At 71.6% G+C, this 19082-nt stretch carries 19 protein-coding genes; 11 read left to right on the top strand and 8 right to left on the bottom strand.

All coding sequences use genetic code 11. From position 1 onward, the window contains the following. Window positions 1-14: 14 nt before the first annotated feature. A complete protein-coding gene (locus QSK31_RS28320; protein ID WP_285687467.1) occupies window positions 15-149 on the bottom strand; it encodes a hypothetical protein in 135 nt (44 codons plus the stop codon). Window positions 150-318: 169 nt separating this feature from the next. Here QSK31_RS28320 and QSK31_RS28315 point away from each other — a divergent pair, with 169 nt between their 5' ends. Next, complete coding sequence (locus QSK31_RS28315; RefSeq protein WP_285687466.1) at window positions 319-1164, top strand: hypothetical protein; 846 nt, start codon at window positions 319-321, stop codon at window positions 1162-1164. Window positions 1165-1278: 114 nt separating this feature from the next. On the opposite strand, the gene QSK31_RS28310 is transcribed toward QSK31_RS28315, so the two are convergent. Genes QSK31_RS28310 through QSK31_RS28295 form a run of 4 tightly spaced genes read right to left on the bottom strand, consistent with a single transcriptional unit; the run spans window position 1279 to window position 5572 of the window. Then, the gene (locus QSK31_RS28310) at window positions 1279-1782 is read right to left on the bottom strand and encodes an alpha/beta fold hydrolase (protein ID WP_285687465.1); all 504 of its coding nucleotides are present in this window, start codon (window positions 1780-1782) and stop codon (window positions 1279-1281) included. 25 nt (window positions 1783-1807) lie between these two features. Beyond that, window positions 1808-2536: a hypothetical protein gene (locus QSK31_RS28305; RefSeq protein ID WP_285687464.1), complete on the bottom strand. Its 729-nt coding sequence runs from the start codon at window positions 2534-2536 to the stop codon at window positions 1808-1810. Continuing rightward, window positions 2533-4230 (bottom strand): acyl-CoA dehydrogenase, encoded by a 1698-nt coding sequence (locus tag QSK31_RS28300; RefSeq protein WP_285687463.1) that lies wholly within the window; start codon window positions 4228-4230, stop codon window positions 2533-2535. The genes QSK31_RS28305 and QSK31_RS28300 overlap by 4 nt, the downstream gene beginning before the upstream one ends. A gap of 4 nt (window positions 4231-4234) precedes the next feature. Then, a complete protein-coding gene (locus QSK31_RS28295; RefSeq protein ID WP_285687462.1) occupies window positions 4235-5572 on the bottom strand; it encodes an AMP-binding protein in 1338 nt (445 codons plus the stop codon). Window positions 5573-5649: 77 nt separating this feature from the next. Here QSK31_RS28295 and QSK31_RS28290 point away from each other — a divergent pair, with 77 nt between their 5' ends. The 4 genes from QSK31_RS28290 (at window position 5650) to QSK31_RS28275 (ending at window position 10862) form a co-directional block, all read left to right on the top strand. Further along, a complete protein-coding gene (locus QSK31_RS28290) occupies window positions 5650-7224 on the top strand; it encodes a flavin monoamine oxidase family protein (RefSeq protein WP_285687461.1) in 1575 nt (524 codons plus the stop codon). Window positions 7225-7295: 71 nt separating this feature from the next. After that, complete coding sequence (locus QSK31_RS28285) at window positions 7296-8939, top strand: DNA polymerase IV (protein ID WP_285687460.1); 1644 nt, start codon at window positions 7296-7298, stop codon at window positions 8937-8939. A 631-nt stretch (window positions 8940-9570) separates the two neighbouring features. Next, complete coding sequence (locus tag QSK31_RS28280; RefSeq protein WP_285687459.1) at window positions 9571-10269, top strand: TetR/AcrR family transcriptional regulator C-terminal domain-containing protein; 699 nt, start codon at window positions 9571-9573, stop codon at window positions 10267-10269. Then, window positions 10239-10862 (top strand): SigE family RNA polymerase sigma factor, encoded by a 624-nt coding sequence (locus QSK31_RS28275; protein ID WP_285687458.1) that lies wholly within the window; start codon window positions 10239-10241, stop codon window positions 10860-10862. The genes QSK31_RS28280 and QSK31_RS28275 overlap by 31 nt, the downstream gene beginning before the upstream one ends. A gap of 4 nt (window positions 10863-10866) precedes the next feature. Here QSK31_RS28275 and QSK31_RS28270 read toward each other — a convergent pair whose 3' ends face one another. Then, window positions 10867-11517, bottom strand: coding sequence for an NAD(P)H-binding protein (locus QSK31_RS28270; RefSeq protein ID WP_285687457.1), 651 nt, complete (start codon window positions 11515-11517; stop codon window positions 10867-10869). Window positions 11518-11587: 70 nt separating this feature from the next. Continuing rightward, on the bottom strand, window positions 11588-12400 hold the full coding sequence (locus tag QSK31_RS28265) for a DivIVA domain-containing protein (protein WP_285687456.1): 813 nt from the start codon (window positions 12398-12400) through the stop codon (window positions 11588-11590). A gap of 639 nt (window positions 12401-13039) precedes the next feature. On the opposite strand from QSK31_RS28265, the gene QSK31_RS28260 reads away from it, so the two are divergent. From QSK31_RS28260 to QSK31_RS28240, 5 genes are read left to right on the top strand one after another with little or no spacing between them, the layout of a single operon-like run. Further along, the gene (locus QSK31_RS28260) at window positions 13040-15472 is read left to right on the top strand and encodes a sensor histidine kinase (protein WP_285687455.1); all 2433 of its coding nucleotides are present in this window, start codon (window positions 13040-13042) and stop codon (window positions 15470-15472) included. Beyond that, complete coding sequence (locus tag QSK31_RS28255) at window positions 15462-15887, top strand: roadblock/LC7 domain-containing protein (protein WP_285687453.1); 426 nt, start codon at window positions 15462-15464, stop codon at window positions 15885-15887. The genes QSK31_RS28260 and QSK31_RS28255 overlap by 11 nt, the downstream gene beginning before the upstream one ends. After that, entirely contained in the window at window positions 15884-16282 is a 399-nt protein-coding gene (locus tag QSK31_RS28250) for a DUF742 domain-containing protein (RefSeq protein ID WP_285687452.1), read from the top strand. Before QSK31_RS28255 ends, QSK31_RS28250 begins: the two co-directional genes overlap by 4 nt. Beyond that, window positions 16266-16868 (top strand): GTP-binding protein, encoded by a 603-nt coding sequence (locus QSK31_RS28245; protein ID WP_285687450.1) that lies wholly within the window; start codon window positions 16266-16268, stop codon window positions 16866-16868. The genes QSK31_RS28250 and QSK31_RS28245 overlap by 17 nt, the downstream gene beginning before the upstream one ends. A 41-nt stretch (window positions 16869-16909) precedes the next feature. Then, on the top strand, window positions 16910-17821 hold the full coding sequence (locus QSK31_RS28240; RefSeq protein ID WP_285687614.1) for an ABC transporter substrate-binding protein: 912 nt from the start codon (window positions 16910-16912) through the stop codon (window positions 17819-17821). 49 nt (window positions 17822-17870) lie between these two features. Here the strand turns inward: QSK31_RS28240 and QSK31_RS28235 are convergent, their stop codons facing one another. Then, complete coding sequence (locus tag QSK31_RS28235; protein WP_285687449.1) at window positions 17871-18656, bottom strand: S1 family peptidase; 786 nt, start codon at window positions 18654-18656, stop codon at window positions 17871-17873. A 119-nt stretch (window positions 18657-18775) separates the two neighbouring features. On the opposite strand from QSK31_RS28235, the gene QSK31_RS28230 reads away from it, so the two are divergent. Beyond that, window positions 18776-19039, top strand: coding sequence for a DUF6343 family protein (locus QSK31_RS28230; protein WP_285687448.1), 264 nt, complete (start codon window positions 18776-18778; stop codon window positions 19037-19039). Window positions 19040-19082 lie beyond the last annotated feature (43 nt).

The raw sequence follows: 19082 nt of genomic DNA, 5'->3' as shown, positions 1-19082 counted from the left end.
CGCCGGCGTGACGCTCAGCGCCCCGTGGGCGGGATCTTCGAGGAACTGCCCTTCTGCTCGTCGCGCTTCTCGCGCTTCGCCGTCTGCTTCTCCTTGATCGTCTTGCCCTTTTTCTTGACGTTCGCCTTCGTCGTCGAGTCCTTGGACATGACCGAACCTCCCTGAAACGGGTGGTGGACGTGCAGCTTCGTGCCCGCCAGACGCGGCGCGGGCGAGGGAAGACGTACGCGTGGCGGTCGCGTAATCCGTACAGCATGCTGACCCTACGCCCGAAGTCCGGATGAAAGTCGCAGGGACGGACCGTGAGAAGATCTGACCATGGGAAATCAGCGCGCTACCGGCGACCTCGATGCACGGATCGCCTTCGCGCAGGACCGCACGACCGCGCCCATGGAGCTCTTCGAGCTGGTCTCCGACCCGTCGGTCCTGGTCCGCGCCGCGGTTGCGGCCCGCCCGGATGCTCCGGCGCAGGCGCTGCGGCCCCTCGTCCGAGATCGTGATCGCACCGTCCGGGAAGCGGTCGCGGGCAACCCCGCCACCTCGCCGGTGAACCTGCTGCGTCTCGTGGCCGACTCGGACCGGAAGGTGCGGTGGGCGGTCGCGGGCAACCCGGGGTGTGACGCCGCCGTCCGGGCGAAGATGGCCAAGGCGCAGGACAAGGAGCTGCGCGGCCTGCTCGCGGAGATGCCGGCCCTGGAGCCCGAGCTGGCCGCGATCCTCATCGACGACGTCTCTCCCGAGGTCAGGGAGCGGCTCGCCCGCCACACCCACGACCTCGAGGTCATCTCGACCCTGCTGCGCGACCGCACCGTCCGGGTGCGCAAGGGTCTCGCCATCAACGAGCGGACCACCCCTGAGCAGCGGCACCAGCTGGCCCAGGACTCCTCACCCGACGTCCGCGCCACGCTCGTGCGGGCCTTGGAGCTGGGCGAGGCGGATCTGCGGGATCTGCTGCACGACCGGTCGGTGGAGGTTCGCCGTTCGATGGCCACCTCCGATGTCGTCCCGCGGCACATCCGGCAGGAGCTGGAGAAGGACGACGACGAGACGGTGGCGGCCGACGCTCGCCGGCACCGCGGGTCAGCGGCCGCCGATGCGACGGCACCGGCCCCGCGGGTCGGCCACCGCCGAGCCGTCGCTACCCGCTTCCCAGGCCGGAACTAGGCGCGGGTACAGGCCGGACCTAAGCGCGGGGCCGGAACTAGGCGCGGGTACAGGCCGGACCTAAGCGCGGGGCCAGACCTAAGCGCGGGGCCGGACCTAAGCGCGGGGCCGGACCTAAGCGCGGGTACGGGCGAGGAAGTCCAGCAGGATGGGGTTGAGCAGGCCGGGCCGCTCCAGGCTCGGCAGGTGACCGGCCCAGTCCAGGTGGCGGTGCTCGGCGCGGGGCAGCAGCCCGGCCAGGTGGGTGGCGATCGCGGTGAACTCGGGTACGTCGTGGGCGCCGGAGATCAGCAGGGCCGGCGCGGTGATCGCCGACGGCTCGTAGGGGTGGTCGATCTCCGTCGCATCCTCGGGCTGCACCTCGAAGTTGTGGCGCTGCATCGTGCCGACCAGCGATCTGGTCTCCGGCGAGGCCTCCGGGCCCACCCAGAAGTCCACGTTGAGCGCCGTGGCGCCGTCCAGGTCGCCGGCGGCGAGGAACTCGTCCTCGCGTTCCCCGAACGCCCGGCGTTCCGGGCCGACCGGGAACCCGGGCCATGCCGTGCGGCGCCCACATCCGGCGGTCGCACACCGTCGAGTGGAGCAGGACCACCGTAGGACCGTCGCCGGCCACGTCATGGACGAGAGTCATCGCTGAGGAACGCTAGTCAGGCACGGGCACCGGCGTACGCGAATTCAGGCCGGCCACCACCAGCAGGTACGCGGACATCTCGAGCACCGTGGTCAGCGCCGCGAGGCTGCCGGGCAGCGTCGTCGAGGACGGGATCAGGGCGGAGACGCCGAGGCTCGAGCCCACCGCGTCGTCGATGTGCAGGAGCGCGGCCACGGTGAGCGCCACGGCGGGCGGGCCGCTGCGGAAGGCCAGCGCGGCGGCGCCCAGACCCATGATCACGGGCATGACGGCGCCGGTCTGGCGGTGCGATCCGGTCAGGAGGTAGCCGGGGTCGGCGCCGTCGTGGGCGAGGATCACGATGCCGATCGCGTAGCCGAGGACCACGGCGCCGAGGGCGAAGGGCAGCAACCGTCGCCGCAGCGGGAACGAGGCGATCAGGACGGCCATCGCGAACAGGAACGGCGCCCAGGTCAGCCGCATGCCGACCTCGAAGGCGGACGGGCTGGGCAGGACGGTCGGGCTGAGGAACTGCTGGGACGGAGCAGCCTCGGGAAGCGAGAGGAGGGCGTCCAGGATGAGTGCTCCGAAGCCCACCGGCAGCGCCCAGCGCGGCGACGGCAGGCCGGCGACGAGGGCCGCCGCCAGCAGCGCCACGAGAGCGAGCACCTCGGCGTACCGGAAGACGGGTTTGTCGAGAAGCTCGGCGGACGCGTGCACGAACGCCAGGAACCCGGCGGCGCCCAGCAGCCACCGGCTCAAAGGACCGTGTCGTCCAGATCGAGCAGCAGGGTGTCGCCGGACTCCAGCAGGTCCAGCCACGGGCCGACGCGCGGCAGCTCGTGGTCGAAGAAGTACCGGGCGGCCAGCCGCTTCCCGTCGTAGAACGCGCCCGTCTTGTCCCCGGCGGCATGGAGCTGCGACAGCCACATCCAGGCGATGACGATGTGCCCGGCGGCGTCCAGATAGGTCGTCGCGTTGGCCAGCGCCTTGCCGGGATCGCCGGAGGCCCAGAGCGTCGACGTGACCGCCGCGAGTCGTTCACCCGCGGCGAGAAGGCGGGGGCCGTAGACCGGGTCGGCGGCGGCGGTCGCGGAGATCGCCGACACGAGCGCCCGCAAACCGGCCCCGGAAGAAAGGAGGACCTTGCGACCGAGCAGGTCGAGCGCCTGGATCCCGTCCGTACCCTCGTGGATGGGGTTGAGGCGGTTGTCGCGGTAGAACTGCTCGACCGGGTACTCGCGGGTGTAGCCGTAACCGCCGTGCACCTGGACGGCCAGGTCGTTGGCGCGCAGGCACCACTGCGACGGCCACGCCTTGACGATCGGCGTGAGGACGTCCAGCAGCAGGTCGTTGCCGGTGTCGACGAGCCTCGCGGCGTAGAGGACCAGCGCCAGGCCGCCCTCGACGTAGCTCTTCGACGCCAGCAGCATCCGCCGCACGTCGGGGTGCCTGACGATGGGCACGGGCGGTGCCGAGGGGTCCTTCCCGGCGGGTGGCCGGCCTTGGTGACGATCGCGGGCGTACGCCAGGGCGTGCAGGTACCCCGTGTAACCGAGGGCCACCGCGCCCGCCCCGACCCCGATACGCGCCTCGTTCATCATGTGGAACATCTGTGCCAGGCCTTGGCCCTCGGAGCCGACCAGATGACCGGTCGCACCGTCGAAGGCGAGCACCGCGTTGGTCGTACCCCGGTAGCCCATCTTGTGGTTGAGCCCGGCCAGCGTGACGTTGTTCCGTTGCCCGGTGCCGACGTGGTGCTTGGGCACGATGAACAACGACAGTCCCTTGACCCCCGCCGGCGCCCCGGCGACGCGGGCGAGAACCAGGTGCACGATGGTCTCGGTGAGCTCATGGTCGCCGCCCGAGATCCACATCTTGGACCCGGTGACGGCGTAGGTGCCGTCGTCGTTGCGCACGGCCCGCGTCGTGACGTCGCTGAGCGAGGACCCGGCCTGCGGCTCGGACAGGCACATCGTCCCGCTGTAGCGGCCCTCCAGCATCGGCCGCACATAGGTCGCGACCTGCTCGGCGGACCCGAACCGCAGCAGCAGCGCCGCATTGCCCATGGTCAGCATCGGGTAGGCCGACGTGGCGATGTTCGCCGCCTGGAACCATGCGAAACAGGCGCGGCTCACCGTGTGCGGCAGGTGCGTCCCGCCGACCTCGGGCGGGAACGTCGCCGACAGCAGCCCGGCGTCGGCGAAGGAACGCAGCGCCTTGCCCACCTCCGGGATCACGGTCACCGACGTGCCGTCGAAGGTCGGCTCCTCGAGGTCGCTGCGGCGGTTGTGCGGGGCGAACTCCCGCTCGGCGATGCGCTCCGAGAGGTCGAGCACGGCGTCGAACGTCTCCCGGCCGTGGTCGGCGTACCGCGGGTCGGCGGTCAGCGCCTCGACGTCGAGCCATTCGTACAGCAGGAAGTCGAGATCGCGGCGGTTCAGGATGGTCGACACGTCTTCACCGTAGGCGACTCTTCTGCACCTTGCCCATGGGGTTGCGAGGAAGCTCCCCGACCAGCCTGATCACGCGCGGGCGCTTGTGCGCGGCCAGCCGTGCGGCGACGAAATCGATCAGCTCCCGTTCCCCGGCGGCGCTCCCCAGAACCACGAACGCGGTGATCTGCTCGCCCAGGTCGTCGTGCGGCGTCCCGATCACCGCCGCCTCCTGGACCGCGGGATGCGCCAGCAGCGCGTCCTCCACCTCGCCCGCGCCGACCCGGTAGCCGCCGGTCTTGATCAGGTCGGTGGAGGCGCGGCCGACGATCCGGTGCCAGCCGTCCGGGCCGATCGTGGCGACGTCGCCGGTCGGGTACCAGCCGTCGACCAGTCCGGCCGGTGCGACCGTGCCGCCGCGCAGGTAGCCGTCGAGCAGCGTGGCGCCACGAACCTGCAGGTGACCGATCGTGACGCCGTCCGGTTCGATCGGAGAGCCCTGCTCGTCCACCAGCCGGGTCTCGACGCCGGTGACGGGGGTGCCGACGTGTCCGGGCCGCCGCTCGCCGTCCGCCCGCGCACTGACCGTGATCAGGGTTTCGGTCATCCCGTAGCGCTCCACCGGCGCCTGCCCGGTCAGTTTCTCCAACCCCTCATACACGGGTACGGGCAGAGCGGCGCTCCCGGAGACGAGCAGGCGGGCGGGGCGCAACGCGCGGGCCTCGGCGGGCGCGGCGGCGATCCGGGACCACACCGTCGGCACGCCGAAGTACAGGGTGCCGCCCGCGGCCGCGTACGCCTGCGGGGTGGGTCTGCCGGTGTGCACCAGCCGCGACCCGGTGCGCAGGGCGCCGAGCACGCCGAGGACCAGCCCGTGCACGTGGTAGAGCGGCAGGCCGTGGGCGAGGGTGTCGTCCTCGGTCCACTCCCAGGCGGCGGCGAGCGCGTCCAGGTCGGCGGCGATGGCGGCGCGGGAGACGACCACGCCTTTCGGCGGCCCGGTGGTCCCGCTGGTGTAGAGCACGAGCGCGGGCGCTGCCGGGTCGGGCTCCGGCGGCACGTCGCCCTTGGCGTCGCCCGCTTCGAAGACCGAGGCCCCGCTGTCGGTGAGCAGGTGGGCGCGCTCGACGTGCCCGGCGTCGGGCGGGATGGGTACGACGGGTACGCCGGCCAGCAGCGCGCCGGTGATCGCGACGATCGTGGCGGCGGTCGGCGTCGCCTCCACCGCGATGATCTTCGCGCCCCCGATCGCGGCCGCGACCCCGGAGGCTCGTTCGAGCAGTTCATGCCGCGACAGCGTGGCGTCCGGGGCGGTCACGGCGGCGGCCCGGTCGGGTCCGTACAGCGAGGTCAGCAGCGGCACAGGGGCCAGATTATCGGAAACCGGCACGCAACTTTCGACAGATGTCGATGTAACACTGTGAACACAGGATCAACCACATGCGTGATGCAGCTGCGGTGAGCCGTCGTCGTTTCCTCCAGTCCGTCGGCGTCAGCGGCGGCGCGGGCGCCCTCTTCGCCACGATGGGCGCCCTCGGGCTCGCCCCCGCCCACGCCACCGCCCCCGACTTCCAGGCGCCGCGGCCCTCCGACTTCCACCTGACCGGCCGCGGCGCCAAGAAGGTGGTCGTCCTCGGCGGCGGCATCGCCGGGCTGGCCACCGCGTACGAGCTCGGCAAGGCCGGCTACGACTGCACGATCCTGGAGGCCCGCGGGGTCACCGGCGGCCGCAACTTCACCGTCCGCCGCGGCACCACCCAGACCGACCTGGACGGGCACACCCAGCGGGCCGGGTACTCCCCCGGCGTCTACCTGAACGCCGGACCGGCCCGGATCGCCCAGTGGATGGTCACCCTCGACTACTGCCGCGAGCTGGGCGTGCCCATCCAGCCGTTCGTCAACGCCAACGCCGACGCGCTCATCCACAACGAGGCCAACGGCGCCCCTGTCCGCTATCGCACGGCAAAAGCAGACATCTACGGGTACGTGTCCGAGCTGCTCGCCAAGGCCACCGACCAGGGCGCCCTCGACACGCGGCTGACGCCCGGCGACAAGGCGCGGCTGCTGTCGTTCCTGGAGGGTTTCGGATCGATCGGGCCGGCGCACACGTACACCGGTGGCAGCCGCCGCGGCTTCACCTCCTACCCCGGCGCCGGCAACGACGAGGGCACCCCGCTGCCCGGCCCGCCCGGGCTGTCCGATGTGCTCGCGAGCAACGTGGGACGGTACTTCAGCTTCGAGTTCGGCTACGACCAGGCGATGATGATGTTCCAGCCGGTCGGCGGCATGGACCGCATCCCGGCGGCCCTGACCGAGGCGATCGGCCGGCATCGCGTACACCTGGGATCCGAGGTCTTGACCGTCTCGAACCGGGCCCACGACGTCACGGTGACCTACCGGCGGGGCGGACGCACCCGGTCGATCACCGCCGACTTCTGCATCGCCGCGCTGCCCCCGCACCTGATGGCCCGCATCCCGCACAACCTGGGCGCCGACGTGACCGCGGCGCTCGGCTCGTTCCCGGCGACCGCCTCCGGCAAGATCGGCCTCGAGTACCGCAGCCGCTGGTGGGAGACCGACCTGCGGATCTACGGCGGCATCACCGAGACCGACCTGGACCTGGCGCACGTCTGGTACCCGTCCCACGACTTCCACGCCCGGCGCGGCCTGATCGTGGGCTACTACAACACCGGCGCGGCGGCCCGCACCTACGGCGCCCTCACCCCCGCGGAGCGCACCGCCCGCGCGGTCGCCCAGGGCGTCAAGATCCACGGCGAGAAGTACCGGAGCGAGCTGACGACCGCGTTCTCCGTCGCCTGGCACCGCACGCCCTACCTGGAGGGCGCCTGGACGTCGCCGCCGTGGGGCTCGGCCGCCTACAACCGGCTGCTGGAGCCGTCCGGCCGCGTCTATTTCGCCGGGGACTGGCTGAGCCACGAGGTCGCCTGGCAGCACGGCGCCTTCGTCTCGGCCCGCTCGGTCGTCACCGCCCTGCACCAGCGCGTGCTCAGCTGAGCGGGCGCAGGGGGGAGTTATGTCATACCCGTGACCGACACTGGAGTTGTGATCGGCGGACGGTGGTGGCGGTGAGGCGCGAGGCGAGCATCGCGCACGTCGACCTAGACGCGATGTTCGCCGCGGTCGAGCAACGCGACAAGGTGTCCCTGCGGGGGCGGCCGGTCATCGTGGGCGGGGTGGCCGGCCGCGGTGTCGTCGCGACCGCGTCGTACGAGGCCCGGCGGTTCGGGGCACGGTCGGCGATGCCCACCGCGGAGGCCCGGCGGCGCTGCCCGCCCGGCACCGCTTTCCTGGCGCCACGGTTCCCGGCCTACCGCCGGACCAGCGAGGTCGTCATGGCCGTGCTCGCCGAGGTGTCGCCGCTGGTCGAGCAGGTCTCCATCGACGAGGCGTACGTCGACCTGGCCGCCGCCGACCGGCACGACCTGTCCGTGCCCGGCGTCACCCGGCTCGCCGAGCAGGTCAGGGCGGCGATCGCGGCGGCCACCGGCGGGGTCACCGCGTCCATCGGGGTCGGCACCTCCAAGCTGATCGCCAAGATCGGCTCCGACCTGCACAAGCCGGACGGGCTGACCGTCGCCGCGCCCGGCACGGAACAGGCCCTGCTGCATCCGCTGCCGGTGACCCGGCTGCCCGGCGTCGGACCCGCCACCGCCGACCGGCTGCGCCGCGCCGGCCTGCACACCATCGGCGAGCTGACCCGCACGCCGCTGCCGGAGCTGATCGACTGGTTCGGCCAGGCCCACGGCGCCGGCCTGTACCGGCTGGCCCGCGCCGACGACGACCGTGCCGTCGTCGGCGAGCGCGAGGCCAAGTCGGTGTCCGCGGAGGAGACCTTCGACGTCGACCTCACGGACCGGACCCGCCTGAACACCGAGATCGACCTGCTCGCCACCCGGGTCGGCGGCCGGCTCCGCACCGGAGGCCTCTCGGCGCGCACGATCACCATCAAGATCCGCCACTACGACTTCACCACCATCACCCGCTCGACGACGCGGGCCCAGCCCACCGACGACCCCCGGCTCGTCGCCCAGATCGCCCGGCGGCTGCTGGCCGACATCGACACCTCCGGCGGCATCCGGCTGCTCGGGGTCGGTGTCACCACGCTGGCAGGCTTCGTCCAGGACGACCTTTTCGGCTCCTCGGCCGACGACCTGTTCGGCTCCCTCACCCCTGACCACGTCGACTCCGCCTCGCACGACCACGTCGGATCGCCCACCCACGACCACGTCGACTCCGCCTCCCACGGCCACGTCGGCTCGCCCATTCACCATCACGTCGACTCCGCCGCCCACCGCTCCTCCTCGTCCACCCACGACCACGTCGGATCGCCGGTCGGCGACAGGCCGGACCCGGCGGGGGCCGACCGGCCGGCGAGCGGCGTGGGCGCGCCTGCGAGCGGTGTGGGCACGCCTGCAAGCGGCGTGGGCACGCCTGCGAACGGCGTGGGCGCGCCTGCGAACAGCGTGGGCGCGCCTGCGAACGGCGTGGGCGCGGCAGCGGCTTTCGCGGTTTCCGGCTGGCGGCCCGGGCAGGACGTGCGGCACGACACCCACGGCGCCGGATGGGTGTGGGGCAGCGGCCGCGGCGTGGTGACCGTCCGCTTCGAAGGGCCGGCGACCCCGCCCGGGCCGGTCCTCACCTTCGCGGCCGACGACCCGGCCCTGCACCCGGCCGATCCTCCCGACTGGACGGTGGCCCTCCCGGCGTGAGCGCTGCCCCGGGTCCCTCTCGGCAGCTCGCGCTCGATCGCCGAGGCCCGCCTGCACGCGGTCGCCGAGGCCCGCCTGCAGGCGCTGGTGGCGGGCCTGCTCAGCCGCACGTATTTCCGATCGCAGAGGTGGGCCCGAGCGCCGGGCCACATTCTCCGGTGGCGCGGTCACGTCTGTGGAGGCATGGGAGACGCGGCCGGCAAGTCGTCGATGGCGGCTCGGCCGGGGCGGCTGATCGCGCACGTCGACGGTCAGCTCCGGCGAGGCGCGGCACCGTCGCCTTTACCCCAGGTCACGACCACACCAGGTCACGGCCACCCAGGTCACGGCCACCCAGGTCACGACTACCCCAGGTCACGGCCGAAGAAAGCGGCCACCCGGCGTTGCAGGGCTGCGAGGAACCGGGGCGGGCGCGCGGGCGAGTGGTTCCACCTGCGGTTCAGCGAAGGGCGCGAGGCAGCGCGACCGTGGGCCACCGCGCCCTGGTGTCCGGCCGGCTGCTCGGCATGCCCAGGGACTCCGGGAATGCGATGTGTCGCCTCGTGCAGCTTGTTCGTCATTTCGATCTCCGCCTCTCTACCAGTGATAGAGAGACTCTAGCACTGATAGAGTGACGCGTGGAGGTGCCGCAGTGGCGTTGGATCGACAGCGGATCGTCGCGGAGGCCGTCGCCCTGCTGGATGCCGAGGGGCTCGACGGCGTGACGACGCGCAAGCTCGCCGCGCGGCTCGGTGTGCAGTCGCCGACCCTCTACTGGCATGTGCCCAACAAGGCGGCCCTGGTGACCGCGGTCGCCGACGCGATCCTCGACCAGGAGTTCGGCGACATGTCGCCGCCCGAGCCGGACCAGGACTGGCAGGACTGGTTGAGCGGTCTCGCCGGGCGGCTGCGCCGGGCCCTGCTCGCCCACCCGGACGGCGCCCGGGTCATCTCGGCCGCCCAGCTCTCCCGCACCATGGCGGCGATCTCCGAACTGGCGATGAGCACCCTGGTGGCGCGCGGCATCTCGTTGCGGCGAGCCCGCGTGATCGTCCTGACCGTCGAGCGCTTCACCGTCGGCCACGTCCTCGAGGAGCAGGCGCCGCGCCCGGACGCCGAGGCGCTGAAGGACTTCGACATGGGCGCCTTCGGCGAGCGGCACCCGACCGTGGTGGCCGCCATCGCCGAGTACTTCCGGCCCGGCCGTACCGTGGACGACCTGTTCCGCGACTGCCTGGAGGTGGTCATCGCGGGCGCCGCGGTTCCTCCGGACCGGGGAAGGGCGGCAACCTTTCCGGGTGTGGCCACGTCTGTGGAGGCATGGGAGACGGGGCCGACGAGTCGTTCGTAGCGTTCGTGGCGGCTCGGTCGGGGCGGCTGATCGCGCACGCCGAGCTGCTGTGCGGGCATCCCGAGCAGGCGCGGGACATCGTGCAGACGGTGCTCACCCGGACTTATCCGCGGTGGCACCGGATCGTGCACGACGACCCGTACGGGTATCTGCTGCGGGCGGTCACGAACGCGGTCACCGACTGGTGGCGGCGGTCGCATCGGCGGCATGAGGCGCCCGCGTCCGAGGCGTTGCCCGAGGTGGCCGCGCCGGACTCGTACGCCACGGCCGACGACCGGCAGGTGCTGCGGGCGGCGCTGCGCCGGCTGACCGTACGCGAGCGTGCCGTGGTGGTGCTGCGCTACCTGGACGACCGGCCGGAGCGGGAGGTCGCCGACCTGCTCGGGGTCAGCGTCGGCACGGTCAAGTCTCTCTGCCACAAGGCCACCATCCGGACCTTCCGCGGCGTCGAGGTCCAGATGACGCCCGGCATGAACTGGACGCGCTACGACTGGATCTCGCCGAGCAGGGTGCACTGGGCCGTGGTCGCCGACCTGCCGCTCGACGACGACCTGCTCGGCAGAGTCATCGACAAGCTGAACGCGAAGTACTGATCGATCAGAACGCCTCGGCGATCGGGGTGTCGCCGTTGTTGAAGTCGATGGTCGTGCGGATCGTGGCCGGCGTGTGCAGCACCGCGGCGGCCACCGCGGCCACGTCCGCCCGGGTGACCGAACCGGGGGTGGCGCCCCGGGCCGCGGTCTCGATCCGGCCGGTGGGCGGGTCCAGGGTCAGCGTGCTCGGCCCGAGGACGGTCCAGTCCAGCGACGACGCTCGCAGGTGGTCGTCGGCCGCCGCCTTGGCCTCGGCGTAGTGGTGGAGCCGCTGGTCGGAGCTCACGCCGTGGTCCTTGCCGGAGCCGAACCACGACACCATCACATACCTGCGTACGCCGGCCGCCTCGGCCGCCGCCATCGACCGGATCGCGGCGTCCCGGTCCACCGCGTAGGTGGTCTCCGGGTATGGTGCCCGCCCGGCCGCCCCGGCCGACCAGACCACCGCGTCCTGCCCGGCGAGAAGCTCGGTCAGCTCGGCGACGTCCAGTGCCTGCACGTCGGCGGTCACCGCCCGGGCCCCGGTGGCCGCCACCTCGTCCGCGTGGGCGGGATCGCGGATCACCGACGTCACCTCGTCGCCCGCGGCGACCAGAAGCGGCGCCAGCAACAGCGCGACCCTGCCATGTCCTCCGATGATCACGATGCGAGCCATGCACAGAACCTAACGTGCCGGGCGCGCCGGGCGCCGCGAGAGTCGCGACACCCGGCCTGGAGCGAGATCGTCAGCGCTCGCCGGTCTCGGCCTCGTCGTCCTCGGAGTCGTCGGCGGCGACGGCGGCGGCCTCTTCGTGGCCGGGCCGCTGGGCGGGCACGAATCCGTTCGGGGTGTGCTCCTGGGCGACCGCGGCCTGCTGCTGCTGGGGCTGCTGCTGCGGCCCCTCGGCGTTCTCGTCGGCGGCGTGCTGGCCCTCGACCTGGGCGGCGTGGGCGGGCGGGGGCGGCGGGGCCGGCGCCACGAGCTCGCCGGTGACCTGCGGCTGGTCGACCCAGAGCGAGCGCAGCTGGCCCTGCATGAAGTGGGTCAGCCGGGAGCGGTACTCGCGGTCGAACGCCTCCAGCGCCTCGATCTGCTGCTGCAGGCTCTCGCGGCGGGAGCCGAGGCTGCCGACCACGTCGTCGTAGCGCAGCTGGGCGGCCGCCTTGAGCTGCTCGGCCTCGTGGTGGGCCTCGGAGGCCACGGTCGCCGCCTGCTCGCGGGCGGCGGAGATGATCTTCTCGACGTTCTGCTGCGCCTCCTCGGTGCGGGCGCGGGCGTCGCGGGCCATCTGCTCGGAGGCCTGGCGCGCCTCGAAGAGCACCTTGTCCGCCTCGCGACGGACGTTGTGCGCGTGCACCTGGGCGTCCCGGGCGATCTGCTCAGCCGCCGCCTGGGCATCCGTACGGATCTTGTCGGCCTGGTGGTGGGCCGTGGCGACGTGCTCCTCGGCGGTCCGCTGCGCCATGGTGAGCACCTGCAGGGCCTGATCCGGGAAGCGGGGATTGGGCCCGACCATGGCATGCTCCGACGTCTCGGTCTCGGCTGGTGTTCCGAGCATCACTTTGACTCGATCCTTCATCCGGTTGTCCGTCATCGGAGACCTCCGTGCGTGGCGGCTCATCCGCCGTCGAATTCTGTCATCGAGAACTCCGTCCCGAGCCCGTCAGGGTCGGCTCACCGGCCGTGACCGCGGAAAGATATCAAGTGCGCCAAGTCGCCCGCGAGGGGCCGAACGACCAGGACATTTCTGCGGGGCGGGCGATTGGGGCCTGCCGGTTACGTCCGAGTCGCTCAGCCGGGCCGTCCAGCAGGCATTCTGCGCATCACCGACAGTTCTTCACGGATTACACATAGGTAAAAGATCAACGGAGAGCGTTGACCCGCACGCATTAAGGCATGATCCTTGCCAATGCGCCGCGGGGAGCGCACACCCTTCCCGCTGACCGGACGGCGCGACCGCGTACGCCCCCCGACCCCACCATTCCGCGAGACCCCGCCGACTCGGCGGACAACGAGTCCGTCAGACTAGATCCACTGTGGACAACTGTGCATAGGTAGTGCAGAGTGTCTCCCGCCATGTGCGGACAGTGACCCGTCAATGACGGACACCGCGTCCGATCGAAAGCGGTGATCGCATCACTACCGTGCGATGCCGCGGGAGTAACGCCGCAGTCGCCACACAGAGAAGAGGAAACTCGTGTCCGCACGAGGACGCCCGGTCACCAGCTCGATCGCCGCCCGCTCCGGTGGGACCATCCGCCGCCGGATCGTCCGTACCCTGGCGTTACCGGTCGCGGCGGTTCTCGGTCTCCTCGGGGTCATCACGGTCATCGAGGTGGACGGCTACCGCACCGCGGATGCCACGGCCGAGGCCGTCACCATGGTCCTCTCGGTCCAGGACCTCGTGCAGGAACTCCAGACCGAGCGTGGCCTGACCGCCGGTCTGCTCGGCGGCAACGTCGGCTTCAAGGCCGAGCTCGGACCCGCCCGGCAGCGCGTGGACGACCGCCGCGCCGCGGTCGAGCGGCTGCTCGACGACGGCGACGATGTCGAGGACCGGGTCTCCACCGCGGTCCGCCAGCTGGACGGGCTGGCCGGGGTACGCGCCGGCACCGACACCGGCGCCGCCGGCCGCGCACCCACCTTCGCCTTCTACACCGGCCGCATCGCCGACCTGACCAACGTCGACTTCGGACTGGACGCGTCCGCCGACACCGAGCTGCGGCGCGGCGTCGCGGCCCTGCAGGCGCTCAGCGACGCCAAGGAGGCGACCGCCCAGGAGCGGGCCTTCCTCAACGGCGTGTTCTCCGCGAGCGGCTTCGGCAAGGGCGAGTTCATCCAGTTCGCCACGATGCGCGCGAGCAAGGACGCGGCGCTGGCCGCCTTCCAGCGGTACGCGACCGACACCCAGCTCCAGTCCAAGGACTACGTGTTCGGGACCGGCGCGGCCCAGACCGCCGCCTCCTTCGAGCAGGTCGCGCTGGGGGCGGGTGACGGCCGCTACCTCCAGGTGAACCCGCAGTCCTGGTGGTCCGCCCTGACCACCGTGCTGGACGACATGCTCCGGCTCGAGCAGCACGTCGGGTCGGTCATCCAGGCCCGTGCGGGCGAGCTCCAGGACCGGGCCACCCAGCGGATGATCATCCTGGGCCTGGTCGCGCTGGCCCTGTTCGCCGGCTCGGTCTACCTGGCCGCGGTCGCGTCCCGGTCGATCGCCCGGCCGCTGGCCACCCTGGCCGGCGAGGCCAACCGGCTGGCCGGCGAGACGCTGCCGACCGCGGTGCGGCAGGCCACCGCGGGTGATCCGGGCGCGGCGCCGCTCGAGGTCCGCGTACCCGAGGGCTCCTCCGACGAGGTCCGCTCGGTCGCCGACGCACTGGACCGGGTGCAGGCGACCGCGTTCGCGCTGGCCACCGAACAGGCCACGCTGCGGCACGCCACCACCGAGTCGCTGGCCAACCTCGGCCGCCGCAACCAGAACCTGCTGCGCCGCCAGCTCGGCTTCATCACCCGCCTGGAGCGGGAGGAGTCGGACCCGGCCGGCCTGGCGAACCTCTTCGAGCTCGACCACCTGGCCACCCGCATGCGCCGGAACGCGGAGAGCCTGCTGGTCCTGGTCGGCGCGGCCAGCCTGCGCCAGTGGTCCGAACCGCTGCCGATCGCCGACGTGATCCGGGCCGCGGTCTCCGAGGTCGAGGAGTACCGCCGGGTCACCCTGCGCCGGGTGGACGACACGATGATCGCCGGCGCCGTGGTCAGCGGTGTCGCGCACATGCTCGCCGAGCTCGTGGAGAACGGCCTGACCTTCTCGCCGCCGGACGCGGACGTGGAGATCCAGGGCCGCCGGATCGGCGACAGCTACCTGATCGCGGTCACCGACCAGGGCATCGGCATGACCCCGGCCGACATGGACGTGGCCAACCAGCGTCTGCGCGGCGAGGGCGACTTCATCAGCGCGCCCGCCCGCTTCCTCGGCCACTACGTGGTCGGCCGGCTGGCCATGGACATGGGCGTCGAGGTGCAGCTCTACCCGTCCCCGGTGACCGGTGTGACGGCCCGCATCACGCTGCCGGCGCACCTGCTCGCCGAGGGCCCGGCCCAGGTCTCGCAGACGCCCGCCCCGGTGCAGGCCCAGGTGTCGGAGCCGGCGCCGCAAGCCCCGGCGCCCCCACGCCGGCTGGACCGGCCCGACCTCGCCGACACCGCGGTGCTGACCCTGTCGGCCACGCCCGAGCCGGCCTCGGCCACCACCCCCGACGGGCGGCTGCGCCCGACCGGCGTCGAGTACGTCACCGCGACCGGCACCCCCACCGTGCCGGCGCAGCGGGCCGCGTCGCCGTACGAATCGCCGAAGACCTCCTCCAGTCTCGGCCTCGACCTCTACACCTTCGCGCCCACGCCGGAATCGGCCGAGCGCACGCCCAATGGACTGCGCAAACGCACCCCACGCGCGAAGCGGTCCGAGAGTTCCTCGCCCACCCAGGCAGCCGCCACCACCACCGCCGAACGCCCCCCGGCCACCGTCGTCGACTCGCCCGACGACATCCGTTCCCGGCTGACCGCGTTCCGCACCGGCGTTCAACGTGGTAGCGACTCCCCTCCCCCCGAAGAAGGTTCCGATGAGCGTTGACACCACGGCGGACCGGCACCAGTTCAACTGGTTGCTCGGCAACTTCGTGCACCAGACCGACGGCGTCCGCGACGCCGTGGCGGTGTCCTCCGACGGCCTGCTGATCGCCGCCTCCGACGGTCTGGGCCGGGCCGAGGCGGACCACCTCGCGGCGATCGTGTCCAGCCTGGCCAGCGTGTCCCGCAGCGCCTCACGCCGGTACGACTTCGACGGCCTCAAGCTGATCATGATCGAGATGCGACGCGGCTTCCTGCTGGTCTCCGTGATCAACGGCGGCAGCTGCCTCGGCGTGGTGGCCGGCGGGGAGAGCGACGTCGGCCTGGTCGGCTACGAGATCTCCCGGCTGGCCGAGCGCTTCGGTGACCTACTGACTCCGGCTCTGATCTCGGAGTCCCGGCAGTACCTGCCGCGATGACCGGGCCCTGGGACAGGCCGGCCGATCTCCCGCACGCCGGCGGCCGGCACCAGCGCGCGGAACACGAGGGCGAGGACCAGTTCGTCCGCCCGTTCATGCTGACCGGCGGGCGGACCCGGCCGCTGCACGACGGGCTGCGCATCGAGACCTTGCTGCACGCGGCGCCGGCCGCCCTGTCCGCGCCGCTGCGCTTCGAGTCGCGGCGGATCGTGGAGTTGTGCCAGGCGCCCATGTCGATCGCCGACCTGGCGGTCGCGCTGCGCGTACCCCTCGGGGTGGTCCGGGTGATCGTCGCGGACCTGGTGACCGAGAGCTACCTGCGCATCGAGGAACAGCAGGGCGAGCTTCCCATCAGCGTGATCGAAAGGATCAGGGACCGTGTTCGGGCGCTCTAGTGAGCCCACGACGGCGCCGCCACCGGTGTCCGTCAAGATCGTCATCAGTGGCGGTTTCGGCGTCGGCAAGACCACCTTCGTCGGCGCGATCTCCGAGATCGAGCCGCTGGTCACCGAGGCCGAGATGACCGAACGCTCGATCGGTGTGGACGACACCTCGGCGGTGAAGAACAAGAACACCACCACGGTGGCTCTCGACTTCGGCCGCATCACTCTGGACGACGCGCTGCTGCTCTACCTGTTCGGCACGCCCGGGCAGGACCGGTTCGCCTTCCTGTGGGACGACCTGGTGGACGGCGCGCTCGGCGCGATCGTGCTGCTGGACACCCGCCGGATCGAGGACTGCTTCGCCGCGGTGGACTACTTCGAGGAGCACGACATTCCGTTCCTGATCGGCATCAACAACTTCGACCAGGCCGAGCGGTTCCACACCGAGGAGGTGCGGGACGCGCTGGGCATCGACCCGAGCGTGCCGATCATGGAGTGCGACGCGCGGTACCGGGAGTCGGTGAAGAGCGTGCTGGTGGCGCTGACCGAAGAGGTCCTCGCGAAGCGGCTCGGCCGGCAGCAGGCGGTGACGGCGTGAGGGCACTGGTGAAGGTGACGGCGCTGTCGTCCGTACTCGTCATGGCGGCCTGCGGCAGCACGACCAGCGCGATCACTCCCCCGCCGGGTGTTTCCCGCACCGCGTGCGGGACGGTCAATGTCGCGATCAACCCCTGGGTGGGGTACGAGGCGAACGCCGCCGTCGTCGACTACCTGATGAAGACCGAGCTGGGCTGCACGGTCACCGAGAAGGACATGACCGAGGACGAGTCCTGGGAGGGCATCGCCGCCGGTCAGGTCGACGTGATCCTGGAGAACTGGGGCCACGACGACCTGAAGAAGAAGTACATCGACGACCGCAAGGTGGCGGTGGAGCAGGGACTGACCGGCAACAAGGGCATCCTCGGCTGGTATGTGCCGCCGTGGATGGTCAAGGAGCACCCGGGCATCAAGGACTTCAAGAACCTCAACGAGTACGCCGAGCTGTTCAAGACGGCCAAGTCCGGCGCCAAGGGCCAGTTCCTGGCGGGCGACCCGTCCTTCGTCACCAACGACGAGGCGCTGGTCAAGAACCTGAAGCTCAACTACAAGGTGGTGTACTCGGGCAGCGAGGACGCGCTGATCGCGGCGTTCCGCAAGGCCGAGGAGGAGAAGAAGCCGCTGATCGGCTACTTCTACTCGCCGCAGTGGCTGCTGTCGGATCTGCCGCTGGTGCACATCCCGCTGCCGATCTACAAGCCCGGCTGCGACGCCGACCCGAAGACGGTGGCCTGCGACTACCAGCCGTACGACCTGGACAAGATCGCCCGCAAGGCGTTCGCGGACAGCGGCTCGCCGGCCGCCGATCTGGTGAAGAACTTCCGCTGGACCGACGCCGACCAGAACGAGGTCGCCCGGAGCATCACGGTCGACAAGCTCTCCCGGGACGCCGCCGCCAAGAAGTGGCTGGACGACAACCGCGAGGTCTGGCAGAAATGGCTGCCGGCCCGCTGAGGGGTTGAAAAAGGGGGTGGCCCGGTATGGACCACCCCCTTCTCGTCGCCTAGGCGGCGGCGATGGCCTCGTCGATCCAGTCCTTGATGTTGTCCACGCGGGCGCTGCTCTCCAGGTCCGTGTGCGGGCACGACGGGCCGTTGCTGACCACGGAGACCAGCTTCGGCGCGCGCCAGCGCTGCTCGACGAAGAACGGGCCGCCCGAGTCGAACGGGCACGGCGTGGTGTCCGGCTGCGGCGCGAAGCCCTCGACGCCGATGATGTTCTCCTCGACCGTGAGGACCGACAGCTGACCCGTGCGCAGCTTGGTCTCCTGCACCGGGCTGGCGCTCTGCGTGGAGCCGTAGCCGGTGAGGCGGAGCACGTCGCCGGGCTCCGGCGGGGTGTCCGAGATCTTCAGCGGCTTGATGCCGCGGACCGGGGAGGCCAGCTTGGCGATGGCCACGTCGGCGGTGGGCGACTGCCGCACCGCGACGACCTGCAGGGCGTACCCCTTGCCGGTGCCGTTGACGTCGGCCTTGCCGATGGTCGCCAGGCTCGAGTCGGCGACCGGGCGCTCCACCCGGACCCCGTTGGCGTCCCGGAAGCAGTGGCCGGCGGTGATGATCCACTGCCGCGCGATCAGGGCGCCGGAGCAGCCGCTGTTGCGCTTGCCGCCGGTGGGGGTCGGGATGCCCGTCATGACCAGCTGCACCGAGAACCGGTACGAGCCCTCCGGCACCAGCTCACCGTTCGCGATGGCGTTGGCCGTGCCCATCCCGGCGATGGCGAACACGGCGGACGCCGCGGCGACCAGGACTCCGCTCGCCGCTGCCGTCACTGTGCGTCGTCGCACGATGTTGTCCTCCCAGAGAAGATCAGTGCAATGCGCCTCACCATAGACAGGGGTCGCTACTTCGACCACTCGGGCCGGTGACGCCGAGTAACTCGGTGACGTCAGGGTAGAAAGGAGGTATGTCCGTGCATCCGCAACCGCCCGGGCGCCGCGGCACGGTCGACCGGCCGTACAGTGCGCTGAATCTCCGTCTTGCTCTGGCGATCTTCGGCCTGGTGACGAGCACAGTTCTTGCGGTGCTGGCGTTCCGTGCCGGCCGGACCCCGGTGGGCTGGATCGTGGCGGCGCTCGCCCTGCTGGCGGCGATCGACATCGTGGTGATCCAGGTGCGGCGCCGCGCCCGCAAACGGGTCCAGGGCACCGGCTTCTCGATGTTCGAGTAGCAGCAAGCAGCGGCCGCCGGTGAACCGGCGGCCGCTGCCCTTA

It is taken from the genome of Actinoplanes sp. NBRC 103695, assembly GCF_030269485.1.
Classification (GTDB): domain Bacteria; phylum Actinomycetota; class Actinomycetes; order Mycobacteriales; family Micromonosporaceae; genus Actinoplanes.
The sequence above is the reverse complement of the archived record's forward strand: the minus strand, read 5'-3'. Positions and strand labels throughout refer to the sequence as shown.

Bases quoted from the DNA above. Each gene is read 5' to 3' on its own strand.
- QSK31_RS28275 (WP_285687458.1), top strand. From the start codon at position 10,239: ATGGGAGACGGGGCCGACGAGTCGTTCGTAGCGTTCGTGGCGGCTCGG.
- QSK31_RS28240 (WP_285687614.1), top strand. From the start codon at position 16,910: ATGGCGGCCTGCGGCAGCACGACCAGCGCGATCACTCCCCCGCCGGGT.
- QSK31_RS28230 (WP_285687448.1), top strand. From the start codon at position 18,776: ATGTCCGTGCATCCGCAACCGCCCGGGCGCCGCGGCACGGTCGACCGG.
- QSK31_RS28265 (WP_285687456.1), bottom strand. From the start codon at position 12,400: ATGCTCGGAACACCAGCCGAGACCGAGACGTCGGAGCATGCCATGGTC.
- QSK31_RS28290 (WP_285687461.1), top strand. From the start codon at position 5,650: ATGCGTGATGCAGCTGCGGTGAGCCGTCGTCGTTTCCTCCAGTCCGTC.
- QSK31_RS28320 (WP_285687467.1), bottom strand. From the start codon at position 149: ATGTCCAAGGACTCGACGACGAAGGCGAACGTCAAGAAAAAGGGCAAG.
- QSK31_RS28250 (WP_285687452.1), top strand. From the start codon at position 15,884: ATGACCGGGCCCTGGGACAGGCCGGCCGATCTCCCGCACGCCGGCGGC.
- QSK31_RS28310 (WP_285687465.1), bottom strand. From the start codon at position 1,782: ATGACGTGGCCGGCGACGGTCCTACGGTGGTCCTGCTCCACTCGACGG.
- QSK31_RS28270 (WP_285687457.1), bottom strand. From the start codon at position 11,517: ATGGCTCGCATCGTGATCATCGGAGGACATGGCAGGGTCGCGCTGTTG.
- QSK31_RS28315 (WP_285687466.1), top strand. From the start codon at position 319: ATGGGAAATCAGCGCGCTACCGGCGACCTCGATGCACGGATCGCCTTC.
- QSK31_RS28255 (WP_285687453.1), top strand. From the start codon at position 15,462: ATGAGCGTTGACACCACGGCGGACCGGCACCAGTTCAACTGGTTGCTC.